The organism is Acinetobacter lwoffii (assembly GCF_019048525.1).
Taxonomy (GTDB): domain Bacteria; phylum Pseudomonadota; class Gammaproteobacteria; order Pseudomonadales; family Moraxellaceae; genus Acinetobacter; species Acinetobacter lwoffii_K.
In genome coordinates, this window is record NZ_CP077371.1 from 19,567 (window position 1) to 41,261 (window position 21,695).

Annotated in this window: 21 protein-coding genes; 15 read left to right on the forward strand and 6 right to left on the reverse strand. The window is 34.2% G+C overall.

Features of this window, described 5'->3' with window-relative positions:
* Nucleotides 1–106: 106 nt before the first annotated feature.
* From I6L24_RS16010 to I6L24_RS16030, 5 genes are all read right to left on the reverse strand, one after another.
* A complete protein-coding gene (locus I6L24_RS16010) occupies nt 107–487 on the reverse strand; it encodes a DUF6573 family protein (protein WP_026444446.1) in 381 nt (126 codons plus the stop codon).
* A 362-nt stretch (nt 488–849) separates the two neighbouring features.
* Complete coding sequence (locus I6L24_RS16015; protein WP_034594172.1) at nt 850–1,113, reverse strand: hypothetical protein; 264 nt, start codon at nt 1,111–1,113, stop codon at nt 850–852.
* 167 nt (nt 1,114–1,280) lie between these two features.
* Nucleotides 1,281–1,799 (reverse strand): J domain-containing protein, encoded by a 519-nt coding sequence (locus I6L24_RS16020; protein WP_015060286.1) that lies wholly within the window; start codon nt 1,797–1,799, stop codon nt 1,281–1,283.
* A 343-nt stretch (nt 1,800–2,142) separates the two neighbouring features.
* Nucleotides 2,143–2,607: a hypothetical protein gene (locus tag I6L24_RS16025; protein ID WP_216986670.1), complete on the reverse strand. Its 465-nt coding sequence runs from the start codon at nt 2,605–2,607 to the stop codon at nt 2,143–2,145.
* 709 nt (nt 2,608–3,316) lie between these two features.
* Nucleotides 3,317–4,537, reverse strand: coding sequence for a replication initiation protein (locus I6L24_RS16030; protein ID WP_228733349.1), 1,221 nt, complete (start codon nt 4,535–4,537; stop codon nt 3,317–3,319).
* Nucleotides 4,538–5,710: 1,173 nt separating this feature from the next.
* Here I6L24_RS16030 and I6L24_RS16035 point away from each other — a divergent pair.
* Both I6L24_RS16035 and I6L24_RS16040 read left to right on the forward strand, forming a co-directional pair.
* On the forward strand, nt 5,711–5,983 hold the full coding sequence (locus I6L24_RS16035) for a hypothetical protein (protein WP_034129462.1): 273 nt from the start codon (nt 5,711–5,713) through the stop codon (nt 5,981–5,983).
* An 11-nt stretch (nt 5,984–5,994) separates the two neighbouring features.
* Entirely contained in the window at nt 5,995–6,315 is a 321-nt protein-coding gene (locus I6L24_RS16040) for a hypothetical protein (protein ID WP_126562250.1), read from the forward strand.
* A gap of 28 nt (nt 6,316–6,343) precedes the next feature.
* Here I6L24_RS16040 and I6L24_RS16045 read toward each other — a convergent pair whose 3' ends face one another.
* Nucleotides 6,344–6,598, reverse strand: coding sequence for a hypothetical protein (locus tag I6L24_RS16045; protein ID WP_068550235.1), 255 nt, complete (start codon nt 6,596–6,598; stop codon nt 6,344–6,346).
* A 628-nt stretch (nt 6,599–7,226) separates the two neighbouring features.
* Here I6L24_RS16045 and I6L24_RS16050 point away from each other — a divergent pair.
* The 13 genes from I6L24_RS16050 (at nt 7,227) to I6L24_RS16110 (ending at nt 21,693) form a co-directional block, all read left to right on the forward strand.
* Nucleotides 7,227–7,643 (forward strand): hypothetical protein, encoded by a 417-nt coding sequence (locus I6L24_RS16050; RefSeq protein ID WP_216986655.1) that lies wholly within the window; start codon nt 7,227–7,229, stop codon nt 7,641–7,643.
* Nucleotides 7,644–7,906: 263 nt separating this feature from the next.
* Entirely contained in the window at nt 7,907–9,526 is a 1,620-nt protein-coding gene (locus I6L24_RS16055) for a tetratricopeptide repeat protein (RefSeq protein ID WP_138742597.1), read from the forward strand.
* Between the two features lie 272 nt (nt 9,527–9,798).
* Nucleotides 9,799–10,995 (forward strand): MFS transporter, encoded by a 1,197-nt coding sequence (locus I6L24_RS16060; RefSeq protein WP_138742596.1) that lies wholly within the window; start codon nt 9,799–9,801, stop codon nt 10,993–10,995.
* Nucleotides 10,996–11,890: 895 nt separating this feature from the next.
* On the forward strand, nt 11,891–12,169 hold the full coding sequence (locus I6L24_RS16065) for a hypothetical protein (RefSeq protein WP_005248732.1): 279 nt from the start codon (nt 11,891–11,893) through the stop codon (nt 12,167–12,169).
* Between the two features lie 283 nt (nt 12,170–12,452).
* On the forward strand, nt 12,453–14,705 hold the full coding sequence (topA, locus tag I6L24_RS16070; RefSeq protein ID WP_126562253.1) for a type I DNA topoisomerase: 2,253 nt from the start codon (nt 12,453–12,455) through the stop codon (nt 14,703–14,705).
* The gene (locus I6L24_RS16075) at nt 14,705–15,382 is read left to right on the forward strand and encodes a lytic transglycosylase domain-containing protein (RefSeq protein WP_068550239.1); all 678 of its coding nucleotides are present in this window, start codon (nt 14,705–14,707) and stop codon (nt 15,380–15,382) included. Before topA ends, I6L24_RS16075 begins: the two co-directional genes overlap by 1 nt.
* Before the next feature lie 134 nt (nt 15,383–15,516).
* Nucleotides 15,517–15,822: a TrbC/VirB2 family protein gene (locus tag I6L24_RS16080; RefSeq protein WP_004644768.1), complete on the forward strand. Its 306-nt coding sequence runs from the start codon at nt 15,517–15,519 to the stop codon at nt 15,820–15,822.
* Nucleotides 15,822–16,148 carry a VirB3 family type IV secretion system protein gene (locus I6L24_RS16085; RefSeq protein ID WP_005407440.1) on the forward strand — a complete coding sequence of 109 codons (327 nt, stop codon included), beginning with the start codon at nt 15,822–15,824 and terminating at the stop codon, nt 16,146–16,148. The genes I6L24_RS16080 and I6L24_RS16085 overlap by 1 nt, the downstream gene beginning before the upstream one ends.
* Nucleotides 16,149–16,155: 7 nt before the next feature.
* Complete coding sequence (locus I6L24_RS16090) at nt 16,156–18,618, forward strand: VirB4 family type IV secretion/conjugal transfer ATPase (protein ID WP_216986656.1); 2,463 nt, start codon at nt 16,156–16,158, stop codon at nt 18,616–18,618.
* Between the two features lie 2 nt (nt 18,619–18,620).
* Nucleotides 18,621–18,920 carry a hypothetical protein gene (locus I6L24_RS16095; RefSeq protein ID WP_026444411.1) on the forward strand — a complete coding sequence of 100 codons (300 nt, stop codon included), beginning with the start codon at nt 18,621–18,623 and terminating at the stop codon, nt 18,918–18,920.
* A gap of 23 nt (nt 18,921–18,943) precedes the next feature.
* Nucleotides 18,944–19,969: a TrbL/VirB6 family protein gene (locus I6L24_RS16100; protein WP_026444410.1), complete on the forward strand. Its 1,026-nt coding sequence runs from the start codon at nt 18,944–18,946 to the stop codon at nt 19,967–19,969.
* An 11-nt stretch (nt 19,970–19,980) separates the two neighbouring features.
* On the forward strand, nt 19,981–20,682 hold the full coding sequence (gene virB5 / locus I6L24_RS16105) for a P-type DNA transfer protein VirB5 (RefSeq protein WP_004644764.1): 702 nt from the start codon (nt 19,981–19,983) through the stop codon (nt 20,680–20,682).
* A gap of 162 nt (nt 20,683–20,844) precedes the next feature.
* A complete protein-coding gene (locus I6L24_RS16110) occupies nt 20,845–21,693 on the forward strand; it encodes a VirB8 family type IV secretion system protein (protein ID WP_216986657.1) in 849 nt (282 codons plus the stop codon).
* Nucleotides 21,694–21,695: the final 2 nt, after the last annotated feature.

Below are 21,695 nucleotides of genomic sequence, written 5' to 3' on the forward strand. Positions count from 1 at the left end.
TTATGCTGTATATTCTAACGTCCACCTGTGGACATTGCAAGCATTTTCTTAGTCATGACTAAGTTTTTTATCATAAAAAAATCCTCCCATAAAGGGAGGACGTAAATTAAAAATCTTCAGGATAACCGATTGTTATGACTGGCTCTCCTTGATCTCCACCATGAACGTGCAATTCTAAAATATGATTTCTCTTGCGACCTGCGCCTGTGATAATCACAGTAAAACGTACCGCACTAGGGCTTAGGTGTGTCTTATATACTCGGCTCATCCATAAAATGTCATGAATAACGCCCTCTAAGTCATTAAGCCATTTTTCATTTTTTACCGCCTTATCAACTACCGCCCAAAGCGCAGAAGTGAAACAGATAGGATGCTTATAATGTTCTTTTGCCAGTCCATCTAATTTAGGACTAAGAGAATTGATTGCAACTAAAAAACCATCTTCAATGGCTTGCTGACGTGTGTAAACTGAAATGTATTGTTCCATGATTTTTAACCTGTTTTATTTCAGGTCGCCCGATGCGTCCTGATAAAGTCATTATATCAGTCCACCTGTGGACATTCAAGCAAAAGCTTAGTCATGACTAATTTTTTTATAGGGAAAATTGAGTAGAAAAATATCCGTTTTAATACCTGGCTAAACCGCTTTTCAGATGCTCTTATTTGCGATTCTTAGGCTGCTGACAGCCTTTTTTATATATGAAGCTAGGTTATCCTAGCACCGACCTGAACAGGCCAAAATGAGCGTATATAAAGCAGAACAGATAGACAATTTTTTATGTTTTTTAGGCAAGCTAAAAACCAAAAAAATCGCCACCAAAAAAAACCTCCCATTGTGGGAGGTCTAGCTTAAACGGCTAAGTTATAAGTAATTCTGTAATCTTCAAAATAACCGTTTTCATTATCTCCCCTTCTGATTCTTTCAATATGAGTAACATTGTGGGCTACTCGGCAACTAATCATGATTTTTTCAATTTCTTGAAATAGTGTTTTTTCATCAAAGATTGGAAACCAAATATTATTGTTAGATCCAGTTAAAACCTCATGACCGCAAAAATGAACCAGTTTACCTGTAGGATAGTTTGTAAAGATTGCAACTATTGAAGCTCGCATAATTAATTCCTGTTTTATTTCAGGTCGCCCGATGCGTCCTGATAAAAGTCATTATATCAGTCCACCTGTGGACATTCAAGCAAAAACTTAGTCATGACTAAGGATAATAAGGCTTAGTCATGACTAAGAGAATTGATAAAAAAAGCCCCCTTTCGGGGACTTATTCATTAAGCGGTTAAAAGTTGTCTTTCTTCTGCCATTCTGGTTTTTTTAACTTTCTGGCTGCCGTGTAACTCTCGCATTTGATCTAAAGTCATTCGACCTCGACCATTTGATTTTTTACCAATGAAAACCCATTTACATTGCACTCGATTCCATACAAAACCCGCTTCTTTTAATTTGTCTTTGTGCTGCTTAGTATCACCAGAAACCCAAACCCAAACGCCAATAATTTCAATATCTAAACCATCCAGATTGATAATTGCATCAATAGCCTGTTTTACTTTTTTCTCAACTTCAGAGTGTTCTGAACGGCTTGACCAGAAACCACGCCCATTTTCGGAACTATCTTGATACTGATCTTTTGAAGCTTCATTAATAATGCGATTTAAAAGCTGTTCATATTCGCTGTTAATCTCCTGCATAACTTCGGTTTTACCGCCACGATCAGGATGATTTTTAAAAGCTAGTTTTTTGTACTGAAGTTTTAACTCGTCTAATGATGTAACTGATGAAAAATGTTTCATGTTTAAATACCTGTTTTATTTCAGGTCGCCCGATGCGTCCTGATAAAATCATTATATCAGTCCACCTGTGGACATTCAAGCAAAAACTTAGTCATGACTAATTTTTTTAAATGATATAAATTCATAAAAAATAGCTATTTAAGTATTTTGTCTGGTCTGCTTTTCTAATGCTTATATTTGCGTTTCTTAGGCTGCTGATAGCCTTTTTTTACCCTACGTCTAGCTACCCCACATTAAACACACAAACACCCTAAAACGAGCATAAAACACACAAGATGAACAACCTTTTTTCCCTTAGTCATGATTAAGAATGTATAAAAAAATCCCCTTTCGGGGATCTCTTTTAAATTGGACAAGAATTAAAAATTTTATGGAATGGATCATTCCTATAAGCTGTCACTCTATACGCTTTAAGGCGTTTTTTAGTGTATGGCTCAAAGATCACTAAAAAGTGTGAGAATAGCCCACCTCCCAACTGTTCGGGCAGCATGAACATTTCAAAGTTAAAACCTCCATACGTGCGGGCAGGGGGAAGGATATTAAACTTTTCATCATATTCAGTTAGTGAAATTTCAATCGGTTCTAAATAGTTATTCTCTTTCTGAAAGAAATCTTTTTCAGTCATAACTGAAGCAGCAGCAAAGCTTTCTCCATAACTGTTTTGTAATTCTAGTATTAATTGACCTACATTCTTTTTAGTAAGACAGCAAACATATTGATCATTAAGATTGTCTAAGTAACCAAAAAAATGGACTGATTCAACTTCAGATTTCTTTAATGTATAGACTAAAACTAAATCCTGATTCATAACTAAATACCTGTTTTATTTCAGGTCGCCCGATGCGTCCTGATAAAAATCATTATATCAGTCCACCTGTGGACATTCAAGAAATAACTTAGTCATGACTAAGAAATAAAATAATGTTTAGTTAAGATCCCTAGAGGTTATATCAGAGCAAAGTGTCTACTTTGCGAACTGGTGCAATCAGTTAAATTTTCCCTTCCCTGATTACCGTTGCAAGGGGCAAGCGAAGCCGATAAAATCTGTGATTTTGTCGAGCTGACCGCAGCACCGCAACTGCTCCCATTTGATCTAAAACGGGATACCTAAAGCCAGCCCGCATGGGTGGCGACCAGATAGCATAGAAAACTAAAAAATGTAGGAGGTAAGTAAGGCAAAAACTAAATATTTAAAAACTAATCAGCTAGATTTATTGGCAAAATATTACAGGTTTGGCCAAATCCTGGGAAACATTAAGTTATTGTTTTTATTATATGGTTGTAAATTGAAATTCTAAAAAAATGGCAAAATATTCCACTTAGGCTAAACGTAAACTTTTAGTCATGACTAAGGTATCAATTAGCTAATTATTAAATTTTAATATTTGGATGCGAATAGAAAAGATACTTTTTATATAGATTAATAAGAATTTTTGAAGGTTTTAAATTGAACCACCATATTGTCTTAAATTAGCGAAGTCTGTTTAAGACAATATGGTGGGTATGCTTTTTAGATATTAATCCTGATCGTCCGTGTCCTGATCGTTCTTCTTATCATTATTGTTATTGGTGATAATCCCTCGTTTTGCCTGTAACCAGAAGTAATAATCCATATCTATCGGCTTATGAGCATTAAGCTTATCTAACTTTTCAGTCAATAGAGTTCTCATGATTACCTTAGAAGTATCCTCGTCTAGATTACCTAAGAAATATCCGTAATCATTTAAAAATTCTTTGCAATTTACTAAGGTGCTGATTTGTTTTGGAGATACCTTTACTGGTGGTTTGAAATGCTTAATACGATCAGGTGCTTTAAAGTGTGATCCATCATCACTAAATGGAATTGCAGCAGCCAGATAGCCCTTTTTCATTTTATCTATAAATTTGATGTGTCCTTGCTCTTTATATTCAGTTTTAAAGCTAAAAATAAACTTAATAGCAACTACTTCCTTTCCGTTTTTTACGTTCTCAAAACTGACATTAATATTGCTAAGTTCGTTAATTTCATCCTGAGCCACATTCAAAACACGGTTTTTAAAATTGGCCAACTCTTTATATTTATCCTCACATTCAAGCATCCATCTTAATTCTTCCAGATCAATAGTGACCTCTGATGTACGCCACATATAGCTCATTAAGATCCGATACAAACGAAGGGAATAGCTCGAATTAAATAAGATAATATGCTTCAGTTCATGGCTACTAAATGACTTAGTTTTTTCATCTACTTTCTTAACTAGATCATAGAAATACTCAAAAAATTCTTTTGCGAATCTAACCTTAATACATTTAGTTGCTTTGTCATAATGGCAATAAGTCATCATCGGAACTTTAGCAGGTTCGTCAGATTCCCCATCTTTAACCAACATAGTTGGGTTATCAAATTTTGTATAAATACGTTTTAAAGCAGTTTCAGCATTTCGCTGAATTTCACGTTTATCTGTTGCAGTAAGCACTTCCTTTCTAGCCATTGGGGAGGTCAATTCTCCAAAGTTTTCGCTGCTCACATAAATGAAGTCGTCATGAGTAATTGAGGTCTTATTTTTAAGCTCATTCTTTCTCACGATGATCATTGCACAGTACATAAGCTTCTCAAGATTGAGATCAATGCTATATCTGGCAGTAGGAAAATCATTGCGGGTCACAACTAAATCGGTCAATTTTGCCCTTGTATTAGATTGTGTATAGTCCTCTAAGCCTTGTGAGCCAATAATTTTCTGCATTTTTTGTAAATCCATTATTCCTTTTGAAATCATTATAACTATACAAGTATATTTATCAAGTATAGTTATTAATTAAGTTTATAAGATATTGTTTTTAAAATATATATTTATTAAAAATCAGTAAAATTACTTTATAACCCTGTAGTAGTATAAATAAAATAAATGTTTTTCCTGTTTAAGTATTTTCTTTTATTTCAATTAGTTACGCTGCGACAAAACGTATGGCTATTTTTAACACTAAAACCAGTTAAAAAATATTGAATTTTGAATATTTATAACTATTATTTAAATATCAATAACTTACGCTGCGACAAAACGTATAGTTATGATTTTAAGCCTATACAAATATCTTTTTTAGCACCAAAAAATAAAAATCGTTCTTTAATATAATTATTTATATAAAACAACAACTTATTAGATTGTTAAGAATCTAGTTAATTCCTGAAAAATATATATAATCGTATCCAGTACGCATAATCGCAGGTTTGCGACAAAACGTATAGTTATGCGGGGAAGTTGCGACAAAACGTATAGTTTTGAGATTGCAGCATGGATTAAGGCTAAAAAATACGCAAAAATATAATATGTTAGAGCTAAACACCTAATTAATTACTGATTTTTAAAAATAATTTAGCCATTTTTTGTATGCTGTTGATAAGTCTGTGGATTATTTGCGACAAAACGTATAGGTATGTGACAAAACGTATAGTTGTAGCGACAAAACGTATAGTTATAGCGACAAAACGTATAGTTATAGCGACAAAACGTATAGTTATAGCGACAAAACGTATAGTTATAGGCTTGTAAACTTATGTTTTACAAAAAGAAATTAAGGCTCTTAAACTGTTCTAAACACTCCTAAACTCTATTTAAACTCTTTTTAAACCCGATTCTAGTTTTTTTTAAAAAGTTTTTAGAAATGTTTAGAAGATTATTAAAGTGATATTTACATGACAAAAAGGGAAGGGATCTTAAAAAAAATATGAGCTTTGATATATACAAACTTTTTACAAATGTTTTAAATTATTCATTAAAATTTTAAACTTTTTGATATATATTAAAAGCGTTTAAAAATAATTGATGTTTTTGTGTCTTTTACACACAGTTACACTTCAGTTACATTTTTAAATTAATTATATTTTGTAAGAATCCGCACTTCACTTTTAAAAAACTAGGGATCTTGCAGAAATGGCTTTAACGATGAATGACTTGAAAACAGTAGATGACTTCAACGCCAATAACTATGGTGTTGAAATTGGTATGAACGAGCAGTTCCAATATTTTGTGACTGTTAAAGTAAATGATGTTGATCACATCATTCATACCGCATCAGGAAAAATTCGATTCACACGGAATTTACCCTTCTTGATTCAAGAGATTTGTTCAATGTGCAGCAATGCCAAAACAATATCTCTAAACTTTGAAGGCAAGTTATTCGTAATGGAAAACTCATCTAAATAGAGTGACTACTTGTGTATAAAAAATTTATTTTAGGTTTAACTTTAGCTAGTGCATCTGCCTTAGTTGCAGCTAAAGATGAAAATTATGGCTGTCGTGCTTTTATGTGCTTTGCTGGCGGTCTTAATGTTTCTGAATGTCAGTCTACAATTAGGGACGTAAAAAAAGATCTGGCTAAAGGTAAAGGCTTTCCTCACTGTTCATTCGTCAGCAGTAATCAAGACGGATCTGTTGGAGGTGGAGAAGGACAACCTAAAATTTCATCTTATACACATAATAAAAGAGTTTATCTGTATGTAGATGACAAGTTAGTCACTACAGTTAAAAAGTCCTAAGTTTTTGCAAGAAAAAAGCCTGATTTAATCAGGCTTTTTTTTCTTGTAATTGTTTATAGAAAATTCTTAAAACTTCTTTGACTGCTACACTTTTTCCGTGTTTTTCCCCGCCATAAATATCTTTTAAATATTCTAAGGCTTCCAGTGCCTCAACATCTTCAGGAACATCCATATTGAAATAAACTGAAAGTGGAGTTTTGGTAGTAGGCTTTTTTCTATATCTTTTTCTGCGATCTAATACCTTTCCTTCTGTTTCTGTTTCTGTTCCTAGTTCTTCAGTCATAACTTATCCCATTTAATAAATGTCCACAGGTGGATATTAAGTCCTTTTTAAATAATTTACTACTTATATCGGGTCGCCATTTATGAGAAGTAGCATTGCAATAGTATGTTTTAACGTGGGGTTATAACGATGCGTGGCTCCGTCAGCCTATCAGGTTAAATCGGCAATACTTAGGGGATGTGTCATTTTTTTAGATGACCGCCCTTAGGGTGAGTATTGCCGAAACTCTCTCCACGTTCACCATCTGCCTGAACGAAGTGAAGGCTGTGGGGAATGTGGAGAGAGTTGAGCGCCTTTAGTTTTACAAGATTCATGCCAGTACCTACTAGAATTTATATACCGTGTCATTTGATTAAATTTTTAGTCTGTACGACTGCCTTAATTTTAATAAGTATTGATTATTGCGCTAGGTTTTGTGGGCAAAAGCAAATACAGCGAGATTCAGACCTTGAACAGCGTTATCAACGAGAAAGAAATGCGAGTCGATCACCTGAACAAATCAGGGGGGAGTCTGAATATCAGCACATGCACCAGTCAAACAGGCAAGAATCCTCGACTTTGTATTCAGATCAACAAGAAAGCAGGGGAATGGCAGGGCAGTTACATGATTCCAATGGGATACTAGATAATGACCGAATTAGAAACACAATTATTGAGAATCATCGAAGAACAACAGCAGCAATTACTGGAACAACAAAAGCAGTTGAAACAGCAACAGCAGAGTTTAGAAGTGATGCAAGGCAAAATTATCCAAGCCTTGTCAGCACAATCAAAGACAATGGAGAGCGTGCAGAAAGACTTAGTGCAAACACAAAAGTCATTAGCGACAACACAGACGCAATTTCACGAACTGGAAAGAAATACAGCGACCTATACCGAGCAGATCAATGGCAAAGTCAAAGAGATGAGCCAAATTACAACGAACTACGAGGACGTACTGGAGAAAATCTCAACCGTACAGCGTTCAGTCTCGTCACAAGTAGCCAAAGCACAGCAGAATTTGCTCGAAACATCCGAGATATTGAAGCGAATATCATCCAAATGAAAGAACGGCAAAAGGAGATGGATAAGCCCCAACCTAAGCAAGATCGGGGCATGAGTTGGGGGATATAATGTAATATATATATGATCTAGAACTAAAAAAGTGCATTAATTGTTATATATTGGTGCTTTTTACACCAACATGGGTCGTTGAATATCATGACACAATGTGACTTTATAAATATTATTTAATTTTCAACAACTTATATTTTCTAACTTTTGGTATAAAGTTTGCTTAAATAAAAAAAATTTTAATAAGGTTCTTATATGCTTAGAGATAAATTGGTGATAAATGTTTCTCATCATGATAGTAGTTATGTTTCTCTTAGTTCTGTGAAAGATTTATTGAATCAGCTCGATATAAATGAAGAAAAAGTACCACAAACCATATTGAAATACCTTTATTTATTTTTTCCATTAAATGAAAATGTTAGAGTTAGATTTTATAATTCAAATTTAAGTCTAACTGAATCTATTTCTCCAGATCAAAGAATTAGATATAGATTTAAAGAAATTTTAGATAAAAATTATATAGCAGTAATACAATATATAAATACATTGTTTAATTGTGATATTAAAGTAAATATAAAAACAAGAAGAGATTTGGATGAAAATAGTTTAACTTTTTATAGAATTGCAAGAATTATTGGAAAGTGGGATGTAAGTATAGATTATAGTAATTCTGAATATAGTAGTTATATTAATAATGATGACTTAAAAGTAAATAATTTAATTTTTGATTTTTTAAAATATGATTTTGAAAAAAGTAAATATCATGATCTTATAGATATTGCATTTGAATATATAAATGCAGGAGATGCTTTAACAGCATTAAATATTGGAGAAATACTGAAAACTAAATTTCAGGATAAATATATTTGGAATTTGTTATCTATATCAGAGTTGATTTTAGGAAATAAAATTAAATCTGAATATTATTCTAATAAATGGGTGGAATCTGATGATGATTTATTTAAAATAGACTCTACTAGAGCTTTATACTCAAAAGCAATGCTATATGTTAGATTACATTCGAAAGAGTTGTTAGATGTAGAAAAGTCAAAAAATCTTCTGAATGAAGCATATGAGCTTATGCTTAATAGTACAATAACAGAAGAAAATGATGATTTTGAAAAATTGACTTTTGAAAAAATATTTAATAGAAATGGATATGCTTTAATTTTATTTAAAGAAGGTAAATTGTTGGATGCTAAACTCCAAATATTAGAATGTCTAGATAATATAAATAAATATCATGGGGATGATATAAATAATAAAATTAATATCCATAAATCTGTACTTTTATATAACTTAGCTCAATGTTATGAGAAATTAGGAATGATAGATGATGCTATATCAACATTTAAAATTTTACTTGAACTAGATCCTAATATGGATGAATATTATTTAGATTTATCAAGATGTTATGGTGTATCTGAGCAAGTTGAAAATGCAATATTTGCATGTGAAACGGCAACAAAGATAGAGCCATATAATTATCAAAATTGGGCAATGTTAGCATATTGGCAGAATCATATGGGACATTATGATAAATCGTCTAATAGTTACCTTAAAGCTTATAATTTATGTCCAGAATATGAAGAGAGACTTAGAAATATTAATAATTATGCTTATAATTTTTTGTTATTAGATGAAAACAATAATTACAGTGATATATTAGGTTTAATTAAAGATAGTTTTTATAAAAATTCAATTTTAAATGATGAGAATGAAATTGTAAGAGGGTATTCACTTATGGCTGAGATTTATTTAAGATCAAATGATTATGTTCAAGCTAAAAATGTAATTAATGATGCTTTAAGTATTTTTGAAAATAATGAGAGCTTAATCAATAATCTTGAATTTATTAATGATTTAACTAACTAATAAATTATAATAAAAAAATCAGCTAATTAAATTAGCTGATTTTTTTATATCATATTATTATGCTTCTACTTTTAAAGCATAAGCAGTTTTGTATGATACTTTAACAATAGCAGGTGATGATACTAATAATTTCATTTTAAGTTTCCTTTTGAGTATTATTTAATACACCATTTTATGGTGTATATTTATAATATAACTAAAAATTTATAAAATCAAATTTTTTATGTAAAAATAAAGTATAATTATATAATTTTATTTGAAGTTTAAAAATTATGGAAAAGGATTATTTTATAAAAAATTTTGTTTCATTTAATATTTTATTTTATTTTGGTATGATAGTCTCTACAACTATAATGCCATTATATTTTAAAGAAAATAATGCCCTGTTTTCTTATGGTTTTGCTTACTCTGCTATGGCTCTATCTGGTGCTTTATCATTTTTTTACGGAAAAATAGTTGATAAGTATGGTTGGAGAAAAATTATTTTAATTGGTACAATAATTTATTGTATAGCACTTTTTGGAAGAATCTTCACAAATATTTATTTATCTGTTTTTTTTGCCTTTATAGGTGGTTTAGGTGCATCATTAACTTTACTCAGCATTCGCTCATGGATGGTTGAAAAAAATAATAATGAAACATTAAAAAAATCTGCAATAATTAGAAATATGGTAGTTCAATTTTCTACATTTATTGGAATGCTATTAGTTTTAATTTTAAGTTTTTTTAAGGATGAAATAAATAATATATATTTTTATATACTTGTTTTTTCTAGTTTTATTATTTTTCTTTCAAGTTTGTTTTTCTTTTTTTATAAGAAAAATATAGATAAAAATATAGATAATAAAAATAATTTAAAAGAAGTAAAAAATTTTAAGAAAATAGAGTGGTCTATTGTTGTTCTATGTATTCTCATTAGCTCTGTTATATCGGGTCTTTATACTGGAATAATAAAACCTTATATTATTATAATTCTTGTAGATCAAGGCTTGTCTGATAGTTACTCATTAGTAATTTATATGACTATGACTTTTGTACAAATATTATCAACATCTATTCTCTTAAAAAATAGTAATAAATTTAATCATAGTTCAATTAATTCATTAATATTCTTTGAACTAATGCTTTGTTTATTATATGTTTTTATGTTTTTATCCATAAGTTTTAATTGGGGGCTATTTCTATTTGTTACGTTTTTTTTAATAAGATCCATAATTTTATCTATTACGACATGCTTTGAAGAAATTTTACATTACGAATTTCTTGATAAAGATATTATGGCTTCACTTATAGGTTTTGTTCAAACTTGTTTTTTAATAGGGGATTCTTTAGGCTCACTAATATCAACTATTTTAATTAAAAATAATTATGCTTTTATCTTTATTATTTCTGGAATTCTAGTTTTTTTTAATGTTTTAGTTTTTTTTAAGTTAAAAAAACTTTCTGTTAGTAGAAAAATTACGGTTTAAGTAAAATTACAGATTTAGCAAGTTACGTAACTTAGATATTTAAGTGTTTTATAACAGCTTCTTGTAATTCATCTTTAGATAGTCTTTTCAATTCTTCTATGGCAGCTTTTAATATAATTGATCTATTTGCCCTTGCTACTCGACAATTTATCAAGAGTTCATCTATATCTCTATCGACATCCTCTGTAAGTGAAAAAGTAAGTCTTCGATAGGTTGTTTTATGGCTTTTTAGTTTGCTAAAGGGAATAAGTGTCACTGGTGCAACGTAGTGATAGTGAGATCCGAGAGGAAAGAGCTAAACCGTTACAGGGGAATCCCACAAAAGCGGAACGTTGAGAGTAGTTGTATAGGTCAGTTAAGTTGCATGTTGGGGAAACCCTCGCAGAGATACCGCCATACTTCGACAGGGAGCGTGTGGGGAGAGGTGCAAAACTTTTAGTCCTTGTCTGCCATGTCAGCAAAAACATGGTGCGGATACGACCCCTTTTAATAACCTCATATTATGTACTATGTACTATTTAAATCCCGCTACTAGATCAAATTGGAGCAGTTTATTTTCTGCGGTCGCCATTTAAAAAGCACAGCTTTTTAAAGCTCACTTGAAAATCAACGGTAATCAGGGAAGGGAAAATTTAACTGATTGCGTCAGTTCGCAAAGTAGACACTTTGCTCTGATATATCTGCTATGGATCTGGATTAGATAGGTAATATAGATGACTGGATAAACGCTGCAGCTTGCAGCTTTTATCCAAGCATCGAGGTTTTTAGTCATGACTAAAGCAGAATTTAGCTAAAATATTTAAAATTTCTTTTAATTATTTAAAAAAACTTTACCAAGATTACCTAAATTGATGATAATGCACCTTTGTTATGGGTGCTTTAAAAGGTTTTATGGATGACTGATTTTATAAATATTGATCCTGATTTTTCTATTTCAGAGGTGGTGCTAGAGGAATCTAATAAACAAGGATTTATTAAAGAGTTAATTATTAATGAATTTGAGGGTGGATTTTTTATCACAGCAAAACTGGCATGGTCAGGCCAAAAGGTTTGGACTTTAACAACAAGACGAGAAAAAGATAAAGCTAGGATCTTTAAGGATCTGACTAGGCTTAATGATTTCTTGAAAGAAAAAATTTATACAGAAGAAGTAAAAATAATAAGAATCAAGTAAAAAAATACAAAAGCCCTTTCCAATATGGTATATTTTGGATTGTATTCTTTAAAGCTCTAAGACGGGATTTAAGAAAATGGCTATAAGTTTAAATAAATATGGAAATTTTTTAAAATTTTTTCTAGTTATTTCATGTGTTTATCTTGTGTGCTTCATGCCACAAGATGCACCGCTTTTAGAAATCCTTGTAGATTTCACTAAATTTCAAGTAGTTGCTTTCTTATATTCATCTTTTCTTTGTGGGCTTTCGAGTTTCCTAAATTTCACAATTTGGAAATAACCCATGAATCTTGTAATCGTTGAATCTCCTAACAAATGTTCAAAAATTGGAAGTTTTTTAGGATCTGATTTTAAAGTTGTGGCCAGTGTTGGCCATGTTCGGGATCTACCAAGAAAAGGCTTAGGTATTGATATAGCCAATGATTTTGCAATGGAATATTCATTTATTCCTGATGCCAAAGTTAATGACAGAACTTTTGACGGTGGCGAAAAACGTATTGAAAAAATAAAAGCCTTTTTGAATAAAGCAGACAAGATTTATTTAGCTACCGATCCAGACAGGGAAGGTGAAGCTATTTCATGGCATTTAAAAGAATGTTTAGGTCTGGAAGATGGTCAATTTGAACGAATAGAATTTAATGAAATTTCAGAAAAAGCTATTAAAGAAGCCATTAATAATGGGCGTGGTTTAGATTATCAGCTTGTATATGCTCAAGAAGCACGTAGGGCTTTAGATCGTCTGGTGGGCTATCTAGTTTCCCCTATTGCATCTAATCTTATGGGTCAGCCTTCATCTGCGGGGCGGGTACAATCTCCTGCTGTTTTAATCGTTGTCCTTAGAGAAATCGAAATCCAGAAATTCAAAGTTACTAACCACTTTGGCGTTAATTTGAGTTTTGATAAAGAGCCTAAAAAATGGATCTCGCAATGGGTTACAACGGAATTTGTAACTGAGGATCAGCCTTATGTTTTAGATCGTTCCTTAGCTGAAGAAGTTGCAAAAACTAAGAAAGTTAAAGTTTTAAACTGCAATGAAAAAACAGAGTATTCAAATGCTCCTTCTCCTTTCTCTACAGCCCTACTTTTACAAGCTGCTAGTGTAGCGTTAGGCTTTAGCCCTCAACAAACAACCAAAGCAGCACAGGCATTATTTGAACAAGGGGCAATTACTTACATTCGGACTGACGGCCTAAACATAGCTGATGAAAGTGTAGAAGAAATCTTTGCTTATGCTAATGAACATCAATTTTCTTTACCTGAAAAGCCTAATAAGTTTAAGGAAAAAGATGGGGCGCAAAACGCCCATGAAGCAATCCGACCTGTTCACATAACTGATAAAGATCTAGGAAAGTCACCAGAACAAAAAGCTTTATATCAATTGATTTGGGAACGTACTATTTCAAGTCAATTGGCCAAAGCTGAATATAAAGCCGTTACTTTGGAATTACTGTCTGAAGATGGAAAATATAAGTTCCATGCTAAAAGCCGTGAGCTAATAAAAAAAGGGTGGATGGTTTTTGGTAAAGACTGCCTGAATGAAGATGAAAACGAGCCTTCAGGCGTGGTGCCGGTCTTAGAAGTTGGTTCTGTTGTTGATGTTGAAAGCGGTGAAGTTATTGCAAAACAAACTAAGCCACCAAAACGCTATACAGAAGCTTCACTAATTAAAAAATTGGAAAGCTGCGGGATTGGTCGCCCTTCTACTTATTCATCAATTATGGCCAATATTCTGAATAAGGGCTTTCTGGAGGTAGAAAAGAAAGTCTTAAAACCAACTAAATTAGGGAATGATCTAATTGGTAGTCTGTTAAAAGCTAAGTTTAGCTTTCTGGATCTGCACTATTCAAAAGAGATGGAGTTGCAGCTAGATAAAATTGCATCTGGTGAAACTTCATATAATTCGGTTGTTTCTGCCTTATACACTCAACTTGCTCAAGAGCTAAGTACAGCTTCAAAACTGACAGCTATAAACGCAATACCTTGTCCAAAGTGTAAAAGCCAGTTAAAAAAATTTAAGAATACTAAAACCAATCAATTTTTTTGGATTTGTAGTAATGAGGACTGTAAGCACTCGATGAATGACGACAAGGGTAAACCAGTCGAAAAAGTTATTCATTCATGCCCTAAATGTAAAACAGGTCGCTTAAATAAATTCCAAAATTCGCAAACTAAAGAATTTTTTTGGATCTGCAATGATCAGGAATGTAAGCACTCGATGGATGACAAGAAAGGTCTGCCAGTAGAGAAAATCAAATATCCTTGCCCTAAATGCTCAACGCCATTATTCAGATCCAAAAAAGAAGGTAAAGATCCGATCTGGTTCTGTCCTAATCGGGAAACAGATTGCAAAGTCTTTTTGCCTGAAGTTAATAAAAAGCCACTTCTTGAAGTCTATTCATGTCCTCAATGTGCCAGTGATTTAAGACGGATCAATGGGGCAAATGGCTATTTTTGGGGGTGTACCAACTATAAAAATGGGTGCTCCGCTACTTATCCAGATCAAAAAGGTAAGCCAAAATTTGAGGTGAAAAAGTAATGATTGATTTCGTAGTTTTGGCACAACAATGTGCGCCACAAGTTGATGTAAATATTGCGTCTGCAATTGTTAAATCTGAATCCTCATTTAATCCTTTTGCGATAGGGGTTAATCGTGCCGCAGGTCTTAAAAAACAGCCGACTAGCTATGAAGAAGCTGTATCTGTGGCCAAAAGATTAATTAGCCAGGGACGAAATATTGATGTTGGTTTTGCTCAAATTAATAGTGCTAATTTCAAAAGATTAAATCTTAGTGTCGAGCAAGTTTTTGATCCCTGCACTAATCTAAGCGCAATGCAATTTATCTTTAATGACTGCCGAAATAGGGCAAAAGGCAAAGATATTTATAAAGCTATGTCTTGCTATAACACTGGCAACCATTCATCAGGATTTAGAAATGGGTATGTAGCGAAAGTATCAAGAAATTTGAATTATTTTGCTAATGGTTCACTCAATACCATGCCTGTAAAATTCAATCCTCCCTCACCTCCTATGAATAGCTCAGAACAGCTTGCATATTTTGCTACTAATGCAGATATGCCTAACTCCAATGGATATACCGAAAATACAGAACTTCAAAGCCTTCCAGTAGTGGAGAAACGGCCTTCATTTTTCTTAACTAACGGCACAAATATTAAAGAAAAAGAAAAAAGTTTAAAATCTTCTATGATCTTTTAAAATATTTTCAAAAAGTTTAAAACTTAGTGTAATATATTAAATATACAGTACCAATGAACAATATTTGATTTTCCAAAAATATTGTTCTTGGTACTTAATGCGCTAGGTCTTAATTGCTTCACTTGGAGAAAATAATGAAAGCAAATCAAACGCAAATAACAACGACTAAAACGACTGGTATCAAAGCAAGCGTATTGATGTTGTTCATGACGTTAATCTCAAGCCCTGCTTTTGCTCAAATCTCAAAAGTTAATACGGTTATGGCTAATGTTCAGTCAGTCTTAGCGGGTGTGGCTGTAACTGTATTTACCATCACTATCATGTGGGCTGGCTTTAAATTGGCTTGGCAACAAGCGAAGTGGTCAGACATTTCTAACATCGTTATCGGGGGGATTTTGGTAGGTGGTGCTGCGGGTATCGCTGCTTGGCTGATTAACTAATGTCGAATTTTTCTGATCCAATTTTCAGGGGTTGCACTCGTCCTGCCATGCTTTTTGGCGTTCCAATGTTGCCTTTTTTGTTGGTGACGGGGGTAGCAATTCTTTTAGCGGGTTGGTCTTTTTATCTACTTAGTGCCTATGTGACTTTATTTATAGCAGCTATTTATGTGCCTATTTACTTCTGGATGCGGGCAATAACAAAAGTAGATGACCAACGATTAAAGCAAGTATTGATGCGGTGGCGCATAAGAGGGAAACAGATCCAGAACCATCAAAAATGGGGAGCAATCTCATTTTCGCCACTTAAATTAAAGAAAAGGAAATAACAATATCATGCGTTCAAAACAGCAAGTTAAAGATAGCGCAAATGCTGAAGTCGCAATTTCAGACTATCTGCCGTTTGGTAATCATGTTTCCAACAATGTTATTAAGCTTAAAAATGGTGAATACATTGCTACATGGAAATTAGAAGGCATTTCGTTTGAAACAGTTGAAGCCGATATTATTAGAATCCGTAAAGAAGGATTAAATAATTTTTATCGTGCTTTAGGTGGCGGTCACTTTGCTGTTTGGACGCATAAGATTCGTAGGGGAGTTAATGAACGTCTAAATGGCGTTTATGAAAATGATTTTATTGCTGATTTTAATGAAAGATATTATCAGCAGTTTCAGGGTGAAAAGAATAAACAGATGGCTACTGAATTGTATTTAACAATTCTTTATCGTCCTGAAATTTCCAGATTAACAAAGATTTTTAAGAGTAAAGCTAGTCGTGATCCAGTAGCCCTGAAAAAGCAGATTAAGCGGGATCTCGATATTTTGGATGATGTAGCCAAACAGGTTGAAGCAAGTCTATATCACTACAATCCAGAACGTCTGGCGACCTATACCAAGAAAGGTTTTGTCTACTCCGAAATGTGTAATCTGCTTGGTTTCTTAACTAATGGAGTTTGGGAAGAAATCCCTTTAAGACAAGCTAATCTTGATCAATATATTCCAAGTAGTCGCTTGTTCTTTGGTGACAAAAACGGCTATTTACAGATCAAACATCCTGAAGCTCAAAAATATGTAGGCTTTCTGGATATTCAAGAATTTCCACGTTTATCAGAATCAGGAATGTGCAATTCCATCCTGTATGGAAACTATGAATACATTGAAACTCAAAGTTTCACGGTTTATGGCAAGCGTGATGCTGTAGATAAATTAAAAACAATTAAAGGACAGCTAAATTCTGTAGAGGACGTTTCAGATCAAGAGATTCGTGATATTGATCTGGCTATGAGTGAAGCTAATAGCGGGAATTTCCAGTTAGGCGAATATCACTATACGCTTGCGATTTTTGGTGATTCACCAAATCAAGTTGCTCTGAATGTTTCGAGTGCCAGAACTGCTTTATCAGATGAAGCAGGATTCAAAATGGCTGTAATTGATACTGTTCCTGAATGTGCATGGTTCTCGCAATTAGCGGGTAACTTTAATATGCGTCCAAGAGAAGCATATCTCACAAGCCTAAATTTTTCTGCTTTAAGCCCTTTCCATAACTTCGCAAGAGGTAAACGTGACGGCAATCCTTGGGGTGAAGCACTAGCTTTATTTAAAACTCCAAGTGGCCAACCATTTTACTTTAATCATCATGTTAGCCCAGATAAGCAAGATTCTACAGATGACAAGATGCCAGGTAATACGTGTGTCATTGGAACAACTGGTGTGGGTAAAACAACCCTAGTCATGGCCATGATGATGTTTGCTTGTAAGTATAAAAATCTGAAGGGTGTTTTCTTTGATAAAGATAGGGGCGCAGAAATTGGGATTAGACGGATTGGGGGTCAATACTATGCCTTAGAGCGTGGTGTACCAACTGGCTTTAATCCGTTGCAGCTACCACCGACTGAAACAAATATTCAGTTTGTAGAAAAGCTTGTAAAAATTCTGGTAGGTGGTGTTCGTAATGCTGCCGAAGATCTGGAAATCAGTCAGGCTGTTCGTACCATTATGCGTGATGATATGCCGTTAGAACTCCGCAGACTTTCAGCTTTATATATGAATCTGAAAGTAAATGGCGGGGGGGATTCGCTTCAGGATCGTTTAGCTAAATGGTGTAACACTGCTGATCATGACGGAAATTTATCTTGGGTCTTTGATAATCCATACGATACTCAAGACTTTTCTAAAGCAAAAATGCCAATCTTTGGTTATGACTACACGGAATTTTTAGATGATCCAGAAGTCCGTACACCAATCATGGCTTATCTATTACACATCACAGATTCATTGATTGATGGTAGTCCGTTTATTTATTGGATGGACGAGTTTTGGAAGCCATTAACAGATGAATATTTCAAAGATTTTGCCAAAGATAAGCAGAAAACTATTCGTAAATTGAATGGTCTAGGTGTCTTTATGACGCAATCCCCAAGTGACGTTTTAGATTCTGACATTGGTAAAACAATGGTTGAACAAAGCGTTACTCAAATCTTTTTACCTAATCCTCGTGCTGATTACGATGACTATGTAAACGGCTTTAAGATCACTCCGCAAGAATTTGAAATTATTAGAGAGCTAGAAGAAAACTCACGCATGTTCTTAGTTAAGCAGGGTAGCCGTTCCGCACTCTGCAAAATGGATCTAGGCGAAATGCGTGACGTTTTACAGATTATTTCAGGCTCTAAGGACAATGTAGAACTTCTCGAAAATCTCATGAATGAAGTTGGTGAAGATCCTAACGATTGGGGCGAACTTTTCTTACAACGGATCGCAGAACGTAAAAAATTAATTTCAGAAAAAGGAGTTGCTTAGTCATGACTAAGTTTTTAGCACTATCAAGTTTGTTGGTTATTTCTACTTTAACAACTGCATGTTCTGATGATAAGGAACAGGTTAAGCAGTTAAAAGAAGAAGTGAAGGCTGCACAACAATTAAAACCTCAAGATTTAACTGCTGAACAGCAAGAGGAACTGAAGCAGCGCAAGGCTAGAGCATCCCAAAAGGGTAATATTCTTGATGAATATGATCCTTCTGCACCTCAAAAATCAGTAAAACCAGAAACTAAAAAAGGATCGGGAAATATCCTCGATGGATATAACCCAGATTCAAAATAATTAAGGATTCATAGGGGATTGCAATGGCAATTATTACTACATTAGAAACAAAAATTGATTCTCTATTAGCAAGTTACGTGACAGGTGTTAGTAGTAATATCGCTTCTGCAATTGTTCCTATAGCTTTGACTGCTGCAACAATTTATATCCTGATCATTGGCTACAATATTGCGACTGGTGCACAAGAAGATTCCATTTATACCGCTTTATGGAAGTTTTTTAAGATCGCTTTTGTGGGTGGGATTGCTTTAAGTGCAGGGGTTTATCAGTCCTTTGTTGTTGAAGCCATTAACGGACTAGCCATAGGTTTAATTCAAATTGTTAGTCCAGGTGGTGAATCTTCGTTAGGTGCTTTACTGGATCAAGTGAGCGTTCCGTGGGGTGAATTAATCCAAAAATTAGGTGAGGAAGCTGAATCAGCTTCTGGCGTTTTCCCTGATATTGGCTTGTATTTATCTGCTGCAGTTGTTGCTGTCGCTCAATTCCTATTGTTCTTCATTGGTACTGGCCTATATTTACTGGCAAAAATCAGTCTGCAACTTTGTTTAGGCGTTGGTCCCATATTCATTCTGTGTGCAATGTTCCCTGCTACACAAAAATATTTTGAAAGTTGGCTTTCTCAAACATTGAGCTATGTTTTCACCATAGGCTTTATCACAGCAATTATCAGTATGCTCTTTGCTTTCGTTTCAGGCATGTGTACGCAAATCACTAATAACTTTGATGCGGGCGACATTCTTACTTCTGTAGTTTCCCTCTGTATTGTTGCGGGAACTATTGTAGTGATCATGTGGAACATTCCAACGATGGCTTCAGCCATAACAGGTGGGGCGGGTGTTCAAGGTGTCGGTCGTGCTGTAGCTCAAGCAATTACTAAAGGTCGTGGCGGTAATAATTCAAAATCTGATAGTGCTTCAGCTACTCCTACCACTGGGGGAAGTGTTCAAGGGAATTCTAGCAGCTCTAATAATTCCAATAGCTCGAATACAGGAGGATCTAAGCCGTTATATCAACGACACACACTCTCTAACCTCAAAAGAAACAAATAGGAATTTTTCTAATGAAAAAACAATTGTTAGCTTTGGGTTTAGGTTCATCTTTGTTTATTAGTGGTCAAGCCAATGCTACAGGTATTCCTGTCATTGACGGTGCTAACCTTGTTCAAGCTGTTCAAAATATGGTGGCTTGGGGTGAGCAATACAATCAGATGGTGAACCAGATCCAACAGGCAAAACAGCAATACGATTCCATTACTGGTATTCGTGGTTTCGGTGATGCTGTCAATAATCCATATCTTAAAGACGTGATTCCAAGTGATGTTGCTGACATTTATAAAGGCATCCAACAAGGCGGTGTCAATGGTATGACTTCAGCAGCTAGGAACATTCGTGATGCCACAATGGTTTATGACTGTGCTTCTAGAACTGGCCAGAACTATAAAGCCTGTCAAGCTGCATTAAATAACAATGCACAAACACAGGCTTTAAATCAGCAAGCGTTAGGCGTTGCGGATCTGCGTACTGAGCAGATTGATAATCTGCGTAAACAGATCAATAACACTACTGATGCTAAAGCTATCGCTGAGTTACAGGCTAGGATTCAAGCGGAACAGTCACAAGTTGCTAATGATGCAAACCGAATTGCTTTGATGCAGGCGCAAGCGCAAGCTCAAAAAGATGCAGCACAACAGCTTGAAATTGAAGGCCGATTAAAACGTGCTGCCCAAAAAGGCAACATTCTTGACGGCTACTCTGGTAACTAAACTTTTAAAAAAAAGCCCATTTCTTTTGAAATGGGTATTTTTTTTTCAATTTTTCAGAAAACATTGAATTAATAAAACCAAAATATATTATTTTGGTTTACGATTTTTATATTTTTTGGCATACTTAGAGAAATAACTCTAATAGGGTCTATCGGGTCTATCATGAACAAACTTAAAAAAGTATCTGCTGCTGAAGAAGCTAAAAGCTATGAAAAAGCTATGGATTGGGAAGCAGATCTTATTGCGATGCGAGCTAAGTCAGAACGTAAAGCTTGGACTATTGCAAAAGTAGCGGTGGGCGTGGCCGTCTTAGAAGCCATTGGATTAGTGACATTAGCTCCAATGCGCCAGACTGTACCTGTTGTTTTCACAGTAGATAAAGCTCAAGGAAATGTTGAATACGTGGGCGTTGTTGATGATCAGCAAGTGAAAGGCAAACAAGAATTAATTGATAAAAATAACATTACTCGTTATGTAACCGCCCGTGAGAGTTATTTCTATCCGTTATTACAGCCAGATTATGATTTAGTCATGACTATGAGTAGTAATCAGGTCGGTAATGACTTTGCTTCACTCTATGAAGGTGATAGCGCAAGAGATAAAAAATACGGCAAAAAATATGAATTAAAAGTTGATGTGATTTCTGTCCAGACTAATCAGGATGAAACAGGTTTTACCGCTAGTGTCCGCTTCACTAAGACTTTGCATTCAGTCGAAGCTAATCGTGATGAACAGCCACAATATTATATTGCAAGTATTCGATATGAATATGCTCCGAACAATCTAAATAAACTGGTAGAAAAAGATCTAATTAAAAACCCATTCGGCTTTAAGGTCGTGGGCTATCGTGTCGATCCTGAACTATCTCCTAACAGACCTGTAGCGCAAGCTGCGGTTGTTGAACCTAGTCAGCAAGTCTATGTTCCGATTCAACAAGGCGGGGCTGTTTTTCAGCCACAAGCTCAACAAGGCGGGGCTGCTGTTCAGCCACAAGCTCAACAAGGAATGTAAAG

Bases quoted from the DNA above. Each gene is read 5' to 3' on its own strand.
- I6L24_RS16110 (WP_216986657.1), top strand. From the start codon at position 20,845: ATGAACAAACTTAAAAAAGTATCTGCTGCTGAAGAAGCTAAAAGCTAT.
- topA (WP_126562253.1), top strand. From the start codon at position 12,453: ATGAATCTTGTAATCGTTGAATCTCCTAACAAATGTTCAAAAATTGGA.
- I6L24_RS16100 (WP_026444410.1), top strand. From the start codon at position 18,944: ATGGCAATTATTACTACATTAGAAACAAAAATTGATTCTCTATTAGCA.
- I6L24_RS16095 (WP_026444411.1), top strand. From the start codon at position 18,621: ATGACTAAGTTTTTAGCACTATCAAGTTTGTTGGTTATTTCTACTTTA.
- I6L24_RS16065 (WP_005248732.1), top strand. From the start codon at position 11,891: ATGACTGATTTTATAAATATTGATCCTGATTTTTCTATTTCAGAGGTG.
- I6L24_RS16045 (WP_068550235.1), bottom strand. From the start codon at position 6,598: ATGACTGAAGAACTAGGAACAGAAACAGAAACAGAAGGAAAGGTATTA.
- I6L24_RS16085 (WP_005407440.1), top strand. From the start codon at position 15,822: ATGTCGAATTTTTCTGATCCAATTTTCAGGGGTTGCACTCGTCCTGCC.
- I6L24_RS16060 (WP_138742596.1), top strand. From the start codon at position 9,799: ATGGAAAAGGATTATTTTATAAAAAATTTTGTTTCATTTAATATTTTA.
- I6L24_RS16075 (WP_068550239.1), top strand. From the start codon at position 14,705: ATGATTGATTTCGTAGTTTTGGCACAACAATGTGCGCCACAAGTTGAT.
- I6L24_RS16080 (WP_004644768.1), top strand. From the start codon at position 15,517: ATGAAAGCAAATCAAACGCAAATAACAACGACTAAAACGACTGGTATC.
- I6L24_RS16015 (WP_034594172.1), bottom strand. From the start codon at position 1,113: ATGCGAGCTTCAATAGTTGCAATCTTTACAAACTATCCTACAGGTAAA.
- I6L24_RS16035 (WP_034129462.1), top strand. From the start codon at position 5,711: ATGGCTTTAACGATGAATGACTTGAAAACAGTAGATGACTTCAACGCC.
- I6L24_RS16030 (WP_228733349.1), bottom strand. From the start codon at position 4,537: ATGGATTTACAAAAAATGCAGAAAATTATTGGCTCACAAGGCTTAGAG.
- I6L24_RS16025 (WP_216986670.1), bottom strand. From the start codon at position 2,607: ATGAATCAGGATTTAGTTTTAGTCTATACATTAAAGAAATCTGAAGTT.
- virB5 (WP_004644764.1), top strand. From the start codon at position 19,981: ATGAAAAAACAATTGTTAGCTTTGGGTTTAGGTTCATCTTTGTTTATT.
- I6L24_RS16010 (WP_026444446.1), bottom strand. From the start codon at position 487: ATGGAACAATACATTTCAGTTTACACACGTCAGCAAGCCATTGAAGAT.
- I6L24_RS16090 (WP_216986656.1), top strand. From the start codon at position 16,156: ATGCGTTCAAAACAGCAAGTTAAAGATAGCGCAAATGCTGAAGTCGCA.
- I6L24_RS16050 (WP_216986655.1), top strand. From the start codon at position 7,227: ATGACCGAATTAGAAACACAATTATTGAGAATCATCGAAGAACAACAG.
- I6L24_RS16055 (WP_138742597.1), top strand. From the start codon at position 7,907: ATGCTTAGAGATAAATTGGTGATAAATGTTTCTCATCATGATAGTAGT.
- I6L24_RS16020 (WP_015060286.1), bottom strand. From the start codon at position 1,799: ATGAAACATTTTTCATCAGTTACATCATTAGACGAGTTAAAACTTCAG.